This window comes from Bifidobacterium moraviense (assembly GCF_012932365.1).
GTDB lineage: Bacteria > Actinomycetota > Actinomycetes > Actinomycetales > Bifidobacteriaceae > Bifidobacterium > Bifidobacterium moraviense.
In genome coordinates, this window is record NZ_JAAIIH010000001.1 from 354637 (window position 1) to 363963 (window position 9327).

General features: G+C 64.5%; 13 protein-coding genes and 1 tRNA gene. 10 read left to right on the plus strand and 4 right to left on the minus strand.

Annotation, left to right across the window (positions count from 1 at the left end):
* The first annotated feature begins 182 nt into the window (after positions 1-182).
* On the plus strand, positions 183-1502 hold the full coding sequence (locus G1C96_RS01570) for an MFS transporter (RefSeq protein ID WP_169274887.1): 1320 nt from the start codon (positions 183-185) through the stop codon (positions 1500-1502).
* A 33-nt stretch (positions 1503-1535) separates the two neighbouring features.
* On the opposite strand, the gene G1C96_RS01575 is transcribed toward G1C96_RS01570, so the two are convergent.
* Positions 1536-2159 (minus strand): hypothetical protein, encoded by a 624-nt coding sequence (locus G1C96_RS01575; RefSeq protein ID WP_169274888.1) that lies wholly within the window; start codon positions 2157-2159, stop codon positions 1536-1538.
* Positions 2160-2545: 386 nt separating this feature from the next.
* Positions 2546-2704, minus strand: a complete 159-nt coding sequence (locus tag G1C96_RS01580) for a hypothetical protein (protein WP_169274889.1) — start codon at positions 2702-2704, stop codon at positions 2546-2548.
* 255 nt (positions 2705-2959) lie between these two features.
* On the opposite strand from G1C96_RS01580, the gene G1C96_RS01585 reads away from it, so the two are divergent.
* The 7 genes from G1C96_RS01585 (at position 2960) to G1C96_RS01615 (ending at position 6147) form a co-directional block, all read left to right on the plus strand.
* Positions 2960-3463 (plus strand): VG15 protein, encoded by a 504-nt coding sequence (locus tag G1C96_RS01585; RefSeq protein WP_169274890.1) that lies wholly within the window; start codon positions 2960-2962, stop codon positions 3461-3463.
* A gap of 182 nt (positions 3464-3645) precedes the next feature.
* Entirely contained in the window at positions 3646-4185 is a 540-nt protein-coding gene (locus tag G1C96_RS01590; protein ID WP_169274891.1) for a CdiA C-terminal domain-containing protein, read from the plus strand.
* Between the two features lie 144 nt (positions 4186-4329).
* Positions 4330-4647, plus strand: coding sequence for a hypothetical protein (locus G1C96_RS01595; RefSeq protein WP_169274892.1), 318 nt, complete (start codon positions 4330-4332; stop codon positions 4645-4647).
* 209 nt (positions 4648-4856) lie between these two features.
* Positions 4857-5075 carry a hypothetical protein gene (locus G1C96_RS01600; protein ID WP_169274893.1) on the plus strand — a complete coding sequence of 73 codons (219 nt, stop codon included), beginning with the start codon at positions 4857-4859 and terminating at the stop codon, positions 5073-5075.
* Between the two features lie 109 nt (positions 5076-5184).
* Entirely contained in the window at positions 5185-5460 is a 276-nt protein-coding gene (locus G1C96_RS01605; protein WP_169274894.1) for a hypothetical protein, read from the plus strand.
* 33 nt (positions 5461-5493) lie between these two features.
* The gene (locus G1C96_RS01610; RefSeq protein ID WP_169274895.1) at positions 5494-5760 is read left to right on the plus strand and encodes a hypothetical protein; all 267 of its coding nucleotides are present in this window, start codon (positions 5494-5496) and stop codon (positions 5758-5760) included.
* An 87-nt stretch (positions 5761-5847) separates the two neighbouring features.
* Positions 5848-6147 carry a hypothetical protein gene (locus tag G1C96_RS01615; protein ID WP_169274896.1) on the plus strand — a complete coding sequence of 100 codons (300 nt, stop codon included), beginning with the start codon at positions 5848-5850 and terminating at the stop codon, positions 6145-6147.
* Positions 6148-6622: 475 nt separating this feature from the next.
* On the opposite strand, the gene G1C96_RS01620 is transcribed toward G1C96_RS01615, so the two are convergent.
* Positions 6623-6699 (minus strand) — tRNA-Pro (locus tag G1C96_RS01620).
* 228 nt (positions 6700-6927) lie between these two features.
* Between G1C96_RS01620 and G1C96_RS01625 the strand changes: the two genes are divergently transcribed.
* Together G1C96_RS01625 and G1C96_RS01630 are read left to right on the plus strand one after the other, a co-directional pair.
* Entirely contained in the window at positions 6928-7266 is a 339-nt protein-coding gene (locus G1C96_RS01625) for a hypothetical protein (RefSeq protein WP_169274897.1), read from the plus strand.
* A 38-nt stretch (positions 7267-7304) separates the two neighbouring features.
* Positions 7305-7769, plus strand: coding sequence for an aminoacyl-tRNA deacylase (locus G1C96_RS01630; RefSeq protein ID WP_169274898.1), 465 nt, complete (start codon positions 7305-7307; stop codon positions 7767-7769).
* A 23-nt stretch (positions 7770-7792) separates the two neighbouring features.
* Here the strand turns inward: G1C96_RS01630 and nhaA are convergent, their stop codons facing one another.
* The gene (gene nhaA, locus G1C96_RS01635) at positions 7793-9205 is read right to left on the minus strand and encodes a Na+/H+ antiporter NhaA (protein ID WP_169274899.1); all 1413 of its coding nucleotides are present in this window, start codon (positions 9203-9205) and stop codon (positions 7793-7795) included.
* Positions 9206-9327: the final 122 nt, after the last annotated feature.

The window sequence follows — 9327 nt, forward strand, 5'->3', positions numbered from 1 at the left end:
CCAAGCCGCCCGTCTCGAAGATCGCAGCGGGATGGGCGGCAGGATTCCCGCATTCCTGCGCCCCGGAAAGGGCACATTTTTACCACCATGACCGACCGACGGTCGGTCTTTTACTGACCGAGGAGAACCCCCCCCAAAAAAACGGAACGGCCACGGCCAGCCAAGGAAAGGAACACGCCATCATGACGAACGTATCCCGGCACACGGCGCAGCGCACAACCGAGCACACAACCGAGCGAACGCCTGAACGCACGGGCCAGCCACGAACGGCCCGCGCCGCCGATCCCCTGCGCTCACGCGACTTCCGGCTGCTCATCGCGGGTCTTGGCATATCGCTCTTCGCCAATCTCATGCTGCGGTTCGCCATGTCCATGTGGGTGCTCGACGAGACCGGTTCGGCGGCGGCGTTCGCCTCCATTCTCACCGCGAGCATCCTGCCCACGATCCTGCTCTCGCCGCTCGGCGGCGTGGCGGCGGACCGCACGAACCGCCGGACCGTTATGGTGGCGCTCGACGCGCTCTGCGCCGCAACGGTGCTCGCCTGCGTCGCGATCTTCTCGGCGGCCGGCTTCAATCTGGCGGCGATCGCCGTGATGCAGGTGACGCTTGCCGTGCTCGACGCCATGGAGACGCCCACGGTGCAGGCGGCGCTCCCCCAGATGTTCCGCTCCCACGGCGAGGACGTGATGCGCCGCGCCATGGCCGCGGTGAACGTGGTGAACCAGACGAGCACGCTCGTGCCCGCCGTGCTCGGCGGCGTGCTCTACGCGGCGGTGGGCGCCATGCCCATGATGGGCATCACCGCCGCAGGGTTCGCCGCGGCCGCCGTCGTGGAGTGCTTCATCCGGCTCGGCGCCCCGCAGCGCAGCGACGACGGACGTGCCTCCGCTCTGGACGATCTGCGCGCGGCCGGTCGATTCCTCACGCGCGAGCGTCCCGCCGTGCTGCATCTGGTGCTGATCTGCGCCGCGCTCAACTTCCTGGTGACGGGGTACGCGGAGGTCGGCTTCCCCTACATGGTGCGCACCGTGCTGGGATTCGGCTCCACGGCGTACGGTCTTGCATACGGCCTCGTGGGAGCGTCGGGCCTGCTCGGCGCGCTCGCCGGCGGACGGGCCGCGAAAACGCTCTCCATGCGGCGCTTCCCGACCGCGATCGGCGTCTTCTCGCTCACCATCCTGCCCCAGGCGCTCGCCATGATCCTCCCCGCGGCCGCGGGACTGCGCCTCGCCGCGCTCACGGCGGGCACCTGCGCGACCATGGTCGCCATCACGTTCGCGAACCTCATCGCCGTGCCGGCGGTTCAGATGGGCTGTCCCGAGGACATGACCGGCAAGGTGATGTCGCTCGCGCTCTCCGCGAGCATGTGCGCCCAGCCCCTCGGACAGATCGCGTACGGCTGGGCATACAGCGCCTTCCCGTCAGGAACGGTTCTGGCGATGACGTTCGTGCTGGCCGTCGCGATGCTGCCGCCGGTCGTGCATGTGGCGCGGCGGTTCTAGGGCGGGCGCCTGCGAGCGCCGTGCCTGTGGGCGTCAGTTGCAGCCGACGATCGCCGACGCGAGACTCCTGACGACCGACAGCGGATGATCGGGGAAGGCGTCGTCGAACTGGCTGTCTTCCGAGAGGTTCATGAGGATGCCGCGCCGGTATTCGGCGTCGTAGGGGTCGCGGGACCAGCCGCGGCCCTGGTCGTCGATCCATCCGTGCTGCCGTGCGAACTCGTAGACCTGCGCTTCGCGGATTCCGGTCGCGCCTGCTTCGCTGGCGAATGCCTGGGCCTGCAGCGCGAAGCCGCCACAGTCGAGGTGCAGGGTCAGGGCGTATTGCGCGCCTTCGGTCTGGGAGACCGTCTTGACGATGCTCCAGATGACGTTTCGCCCTGCGTCGGTGGCGCCGCCGGCGACTTCGATCAGGCCCTGGTCGTCGCCCAGCGACCGGTGGATGCCGTCCGCCACGGCCTGCTCGTTGCCGAACGGCATGGCATGGTCGGCGGGTATGGGCTGCAGGAACATCACGCATGTCGCCTGCGGCGTCTCGGCGCCGTACGCCGTCATGTCGGGCGGATCGTCCGGCATGCGGTTCAGCCTGCTGAACGCGTGCGGAATGGCGACGTCGATGCCGCCGACCGTGACCTGCTGCATATCCATATCCGACATATTCGGCTCCTTTGCCGTAAGTAGCTGCTATGGGTCATGATAGCTGGTTTAACAGGACTGCAGGCTTCGCATGGCTTCGCAAGGTGAAATGCGCCTGATGGCAGCTCGGCCGAGGACGCGTTCGGTCAGGCCGCCAAGGGAAGCGGCGCCCGCAGGAATTGCCTGCGAGCGCCGCTTGCATTCAGTCGTCGGTCTTGGGATGCTTGCGGGGTCGTCCTCCGCCGACGCCGCGGCCGGGGCGGTTGGCATTCCACTCGTCGATGGTGGCCTCGCTCCAGCCCCGTGCCCTGCCGACGGTCACGTCGGCTTCGGGGAGCTTGTATTGCGCGAGGGCGCCCTTGGTGATGCCGAGTTTTTCGGCGACCTCGGTGAGGCTGAGGCAATGCCTAGTCCTGACGGCCTCCGAACAGTCCGAGGGTGAGACAGTCGACGCCGGCCGCGATGGCGAACAAGGCCGTGATCCACGGGGCGAAGCCGGTGAACGCGCAGGCGGCGGCGATGAGCCCGAAGGCAAGCCCGAAGATTCCTTGAAGTTTGTCGTTCATGATGGTTTGCGGGATGATGGTTGGCCCGAGGCACCCGGATAGACTCAGAATCCGGGTCTCGGTTCGTCTCTTCCTGGGCCTGTCTCGCCCATCGTGCCACGTGGCGATGTCGGACGCCAGCTTGGCGGTCTCAACGACCACGGCCCATGACCAAGATCGTTGTCCATCCCGCTTTCTCCTTTCTCTGTTGAGTTGCCGTCAGTCTTCCCTGCCAGCATATCCATTGCGACGCAATAGCCGTGAACACGCCAAGGCATGGCGATCACGGCCGATATCCAGACGCGACGCGTGTGGGATTCCACGCTCGACGTGAACGACCTGAAGGGCTCGCAGCCGATCCGGAAGAACGCGATCCTCCAGCTGCTGGAGACGTGGCGGAGGATCAGCGCCGAGACCGCCGCAGCCTACCTGCCGCGCTTCCGCGAGGCGGAGACCGGCGACGGCTCGTTCGAGACGGCCATGCCGCTCTTCGACCGCAAACATATGGCCGATCAGATCGATTGGACGGGCGCGACCAGCGTGCTGTGGCACATCGCCCGCGGCGAGACGCAGGAGGCCGCGTACGCGGCCGCGCGCAGCCTGTTCCTCGGCATATTCCACGAGGCAGTGCTCACCGGCGGGCGCACCACGGTCGAGAACTGGGCGAAGAAGGACCATCGGGCGATCGGCTGGCGGCGCGCGTCCGACGGCGACCCGTGCGCGTTCTGCGCGATGCCGTCGCCCGAGGCCCCGCATACACCAGCCGGTAGACGGCCCTGACGACCTCGAATCCTGCGCCGGGCATCCCAGCCGGCACGCTGCACAAGTACCATCCGCACTGCGGGTGCACCGTCGAGGTCGTCTACGGCGATTGGAAGCCCGACGAAAAAGAACAGCAGTGGATCGACGACTACTACCGCGCCGCCGAAAGCCTGCCCGACAAGACGCCGCGCACCGCCGACGTGATACTGCCGATCCTGCGCAAGAACGGCTCGTTCCGTGATTCCGCAAGCCGGCGGAGCGTCCCGGAGTTTCTCGAACGAAAAAGACTCCAACGGAGAACGTTGCGGTCTTCGGCCGACGTCAGAAAGACCCCTAGTGGACTGTCCGCAGTCCGGCATGACGACGGGTATTGGATAGAGACCGGCGCCAGCCCCGATTCCAACGAGCGCGCCGTCGCCAAACAGCTGAGCGACCTCGGCCATGACGTCGTCTTTCGAAAGCTCTCCGACGAACGGAACGTCAAAACCTCCGATTTCTACATCGACGACGAACCATGGGAGTTGAAGACGCTGCACGGAGCCGGGAAAAACACGGTCACGAATGCTTTGAAGAAAGCCAAAAAGCAGAGTTCGCGGGTGATCCTTGAGATCAGTGATTGTCCGAAACCGCTCAGCCAGATCGCGGATGACTGCCTCGACAAACTGCGTCGTCCCAACTCCAGCATCGTCGAGATAGTGCTATTGTGCAACGGTTCGATCGAAAGACGTCTGACACGATAGAATAGTGCGTGAAGGCCGCGCCTTTCACCCTTAAAACCGTTCGACGGACATGGTGGAAGGTTCGGCCTTCCTTGATTTTCAAGCCATCATGAAGTTCATGGTGGCTTTTCTTATGCCCGCAGGACGGGAGGAAAGGAAACCACAATGGCCGACGAGAGCATCGAAGACCAGAACCAGAACGCCGACACCGCCGGCGAGCAGACCCCGCCCGACGCGGACGGAGGCCAGAAGCCGCCGTGGGAACGCGACAGCGAGGAGTTCAGCCCGGAGAAGGCGTGGAGCCTCATCCAGCATCTGCGCGACGACAACGCGAAGCTCAAGACCGCGAACGAGACCAGCTCGGCGAAGCTGCGCGAGTTCGAGGACGCCGGGCTCAACAGGGGTACGGTACGCGCGCGTGCCCTCGGACGCAAACCCGACTGCGACTGCAAGATCATCCCCAGCTCAGCGGGAAGAACCTGAAGATGCAGAGCTATGACGCCTCCCGATATGAGTCAAAGGGCTGTATGGGTTTAGATAAGAGGGATAGCACCAACATCATGCGGCGCAATCTTGATCCGGCGCTTACGATTCTGGAGACATGCTCGGATTCCCGCAGACGCAGGCGCACATCCGGCAATGGTTCCCGCAATCGGCTAAACTGTTAGACAAGATGATACGGGAGGCGCTCAATGGATAACGACACTCTCTTCAAGGAATTCTGCGAAGAAGGCAAGAGCATGTCCTTGGGTGATCTTCTGAGTGATTACGCACACACTTTCCATGCGGCGTTCTTCGTCATGGGGGAAGACGGCCCGTACGTCACCGACAAAGAATTGCGTGACTGGCTGAACTGGTGCGTCTTCTACGGCAAGCCGCGCAACGAGTATCCGCTCGCTAATAAGGACTAGACTGTCCGATCGATTTTCAAGCCACCTTCGGGTGGCTTTTCTGTTATCTGACCACCCACACGGGTGGTTTTTATGCCCAGAAGGGCAACTCCGAGGAAAGGACACCACCGTGTTCCGCCACCAGTGGTCCCGACGCATCCGCCTGATCGACACGCCAGCCGACGAGATTCACTCCCAAGGCAAGGGAGCGGATTTCGATGTGGACGACATTCTCGAATATGCGCTCGGCGACGAATGGCATCAATACTCCGAGATGCAGCATCCGATCGGCTATTTCAAGAAATGCTCCGTGGAAACGGAAGCATTCGCGGAAATGCTCAGCGGGCAGCTGTCCAATGAGAACACATGGGAACTGTTCGAGAAAATACTTCCCAAGAAACTGTAAAATGTTCCAAGACATGGTAAGGAGCATGGCAGCATGAAACGTGGAGACCCCGGATACTATCCTGACCCGGCCGACTACGCGTCGCTGAAGGACATGTACGCGTCCCCGGAATTCGCTGCGCTCCCGGCGGATGACGTTCTTTCGTACTATGCCCTTGCGTTCGATGGCGATTCCATCTATCACTTCAACGATCCGCAGAACCCTCGGAACGACGCGGAGGCCAAGAAGATGGCCATCGAATGCCTGATCGCCGGAAAGCCTCGTCCTTGGTACAAAATCCCCGAAGGCGCGGTCGCCTAACGATCTGTTCCAGATTTCCGTAACCACCCGCATGGGTGGTTTTTTATGCCCGGAACGGGCCCCATCACCATCCATAGGAGGATCACCATGGCCGAGGAAGCCAACAACACCGACCAACTGCAGGACGCGGGCGAGCCACACGGCGAGCAGTCCACGGGCTGGGAGTCCAAGTACCGCGAGGCCGTCTCCCACTCGCACGAGTGGGAGACGCGCGCCAAGGACAACAAGGCCGTGGCCGACGAGCTGCAGCAGCTCACGGAATCGCAGATGAGCGAACAGCAGAAGGCCGAGGCGTGGCTGCGCTGCGACGCGCAGTCCACGATGATGTTCAGCGGACAGCTGCCGAGAGCGCACAGCATGCCGATCGTGACCATCTTGCCCGCCTGACGGCGGATCGAGATGACCACATAGCCGATGTCCGCCGCGTGCAGGCCGCTTCTGAACCCGTACGGCTTCCGCCTTTCGACACCGGAGCAGCTCATCTCCACACGTACAGGTCGACCACGTCGCATCCGGTGGCCTGTGCGGAACGCACGCAGGTGTCCATGCGCCCGATGGAGAACCATCGCTGCAAATCGGCAATCGTGGCGGGTTAACTTTCGGGGTTCATGCTGGTTATGCTACCGGCGAATACCCCGGCATGTCACTCATGCGAAACATCATGAAACCCCGGGGATCGTTCTTTTCGCAATAAATCTCAACGACCGTTGTCAACCTCGGCGCGGTGGCCGTGACGGGTCGAGGCAAACCTCGTGAGACCCGGAGACTGAGGGCATGGTCCCGAAGCAATGTACCCGATGTGTACCCGATTGTGGTCCCCGGATATGAGAATGGGCGGAAAACCATTGGAATTCCGCCCTTTTGGTCGGGCCAGCGGGATTTGAACCCGCGACCCCTTGACCCCCAGTCAAGTGCGCTACCAAACTGCGCTATGGCCCGATCGTCGCTTGAAGCAACGAGAAGATAACTTAGCACAGAATGCCGAAGCTGCCCAATTCCCGCGTGTCGCGTCTGCGGCGTCCGATGGCATCGCCGGCTGCCGCATCGGCGAGCGCGCCTTCGTGTTCCCCCGCACCTTTCGGGTCATCGCTTCCTGATACTCCAAGATGCACAGCTCTCGTGGAGAGCGTCGCAAAGCGTCGACCATGCATCGGAAAGGAAGCCGTCATGGATGCCGTCATGGATCCGTCGAATCCCGCATACGCGGAGCTCATGCATGAGGTCACGGGATACATCGTCGGCTATTGGGAGGACGCGGCCGACGGGCACCCGTATCACGCCCGAAACCATCCGGGGAGGACGGCGCGGGACATGGCCTGCGCATACATGCTCGAACGGTACGGGGACTGGCTGCGGGACGTGGCGTGGGTCGACCCGGATCGGCTGGGCCGTTACGCTTCGCTTGGCGTCGGAGCCACGCCGATCGAAGCTGCCATGGACGCCTGCGAGCGCATGTTCGGCGCCGTCTGGCCGAAGACGGACGGCGACGATCCGGATCTGCCGTGACGTGTCCGGGATACCATTCGGAGAGGAAAGGAGCCGGCATGGGCAGGTTCGAGGAGATCGTGCGCTTCGCCGCCGAGCATCCCGGCGAGGCGCGGATCATTGCGCATGAGACGGCGATCGTCGACTTGGAGTCCGGGGCGGAGGTGTTCGACGTGGCCCGGGCGGTGGCCACGTACGTCGTCGAGGCCCGGGAAGGCGTGTTCGCCATCGTGGCCTCCGCCGTGGGGCATCTTCGGTGGCGGCAGCTGGGGCGCGCGCTGGGGCTGCACGGGATCCGTCTGGCCTCGCCGGAACTGGTCAGGGAGCGCACCGGCTACGACGTCGGCACGGTCGGCCCGTTGCTGCTCGGCGTGCCCGTGTTCCTCGACGGGCGGCTTCTGGAGCTCGGCACGGCGTACTGCGGCACCGGGGACGCGCATCACACGCTGGAGATCGTCCCGCGGCTCATCGTCGAGCACAACGACGTCGTGGGATACTTCGACGGCGCCGAGTTCCTGAACTAGCGTCGTCGAAGTGCCGAGCGGCGTCAGGCGGAGGTCTGGGACTCCGTCTCGGGGGCGGCCGGCTCGGCCGATGGCACGTCGGCGTTGAGCGCCTCGCGGCGCAGGATCATGAAGCCGATGAGTCCGGCGACGATGGACGCGGCGAGGATGGCTGTCTTGGCCACGGCGGCGATCTGCAGGTCCGCGAACGAGAGGTTCGTGACGAAGATCGCCATCGTGAAGCCCACGCCGCCCAGCACGGACACGCCCACGATGTGTCCCCATTCCACGCCCGTGGGCAGCTTCGAAACGCCGGTCCTCACGGTGATCCACGTGGCGAGGAAGATGCCGGCCGGTTTGCCCACCAGCAGGCCCAGGAACACGCCGATGGCCACCGGGCTCGTGACGATCTGTCCGAACGACATGCCGGTGAGCACCACGCCCGCGTTCGAGAACGCGAACAGGGGCAGCACCACGAAGTAGACGAACGTGTGCAGCGCCTTCTCCAGACGGATGGTGGGCGGGATGGACGCGCTGGAGACGCGGCGGATCGAATACACCTCGCGCAGGTACTCCTTCTGCGCCACGTCAGGCTCGCCCGGATCGTAGCGGCTCTCGATGGAGCCGCCGTGGCTGGCGAACCAGCGGCCCACGCGGTCCAGCTCGATCTCCGAGCGGGCGGGGATGGTCAGCGCCAGCAGCACGCCCGCCAGCGTGGCGTGCACGCCGGAGAACAGCACGCACACCCACAGCGCGAACCCCACCACGAGGTACGGCGTCAGGTCGTAGACGTGACAGCGGTTGAGCGCGACGAGCAGCGCCAGCGGCACGCAGGCGGCCAGCAGCCAGGGAAGGCTGAGGTCCTGCGTGTAGAACAGGGCGATCACGCCGATGGCGATCATGTCGTCCGCGATGGTGAGCGTGGACAGGTAGGCGCGCAGTCCCGCCGGGACGCGGCGGCCCAGCAGCGCCAGCAGGCCCAGGCAGAAGGCGATGTCGTTCGCCATGGGCACGCCCCAGCCGCCCGCGTACGGCCCCCACGCGTTGATGGCCAGGTAGACGAGCGCCGGCATCAGCGCGCCTCCCGCGGCGGCCACGATGGGCAGCACCGCCTTGCGCGGCTCGGTCAGCTCCCCCGCCCGGATCTCGTGCTTGATCTCCAGTCCGACCATGAGGAAGAACAGCGCCATGAGGAAGTCGTTGATGAAGTGCTCGAGGCTGATCGTCACGTCCAGGCCGCCCACGCCGAACGCGAGATGCACGGAATGCCACAGCTCGCTGAAGTACGGCAGCGCCGGCGTGTTCTCGATGACGAACGCCAGCAGGGCCGCGCCCACCATGAGCATGGTGGCCCTGGTGGACGAATGGGTGAGCTCGACGAGCCGCTGCTTGCCTCGCCGCACCCTGACGGCACCCGGTTTCAGGATGTCCTCATGGATCTGGGCTGGCTGGGTCATGACGCTCCTTCGTGTCGGCGGCAAACATGGCTCGGCGTTCCGGCGGGACGCGCCCGGCCCCGGAATGCACCGCCCTCCATGGTATCAACAGGGGTACCACGAAGACGCGCGGCGCATGTCCC

Coding starts and splice junctions, on each gene's coding strand:
- G1C96_RS01610 (WP_169274895.1), top strand. CDS start 5,494: ATGAAACGTGGAGACCCCGGATACTATCCTGACCCGGCCGACTACGCG.
- G1C96_RS01580 (WP_169274889.1), bottom strand. CDS start 2,704: ATGAACGACAAACTTCAAGGAATCTTCGGGCTTGCCTTCGGGCTCATC.
- G1C96_RS01615 (WP_169274896.1), top strand. CDS start 5,848: ATGGCCGAGGAAGCCAACAACACCGACCAACTGCAGGACGCGGGCGAG.
- G1C96_RS01625 (WP_169274897.1), top strand. CDS start 6,928: ATGGATGCCGTCATGGATCCGTCGAATCCCGCATACGCGGAGCTCATG.
- G1C96_RS01595 (WP_169274892.1), top strand. CDS start 4,330: ATGGCCGACGAGAGCATCGAAGACCAGAACCAGAACGCCGACACCGCC.
- G1C96_RS01585 (WP_169274890.1), top strand. CDS start 2,960: ATGGCGATCACGGCCGATATCCAGACGCGACGCGTGTGGGATTCCACG.
- G1C96_RS01600 (WP_169274893.1), top strand. CDS start 4,857: ATGGATAACGACACTCTCTTCAAGGAATTCTGCGAAGAAGGCAAGAGC.
- nhaA (WP_169274899.1), bottom strand. CDS start 9,205: ATGACCCAGCCAGCCCAGATCCATGAGGACATCCTGAAACCGGGTGCC.
- G1C96_RS01575 (WP_169274888.1), bottom strand. CDS start 2,159: ATGTCGGATATGGATATGCAGCAGGTCACGGTCGGCGGCATCGACGTC.
- G1C96_RS01570 (WP_169274887.1), top strand. CDS start 183: ATGACGAACGTATCCCGGCACACGGCGCAGCGCACAACCGAGCACACA.
- G1C96_RS01630 (WP_169274898.1), top strand. CDS start 7,305: ATGGGCAGGTTCGAGGAGATCGTGCGCTTCGCCGCCGAGCATCCCGGC.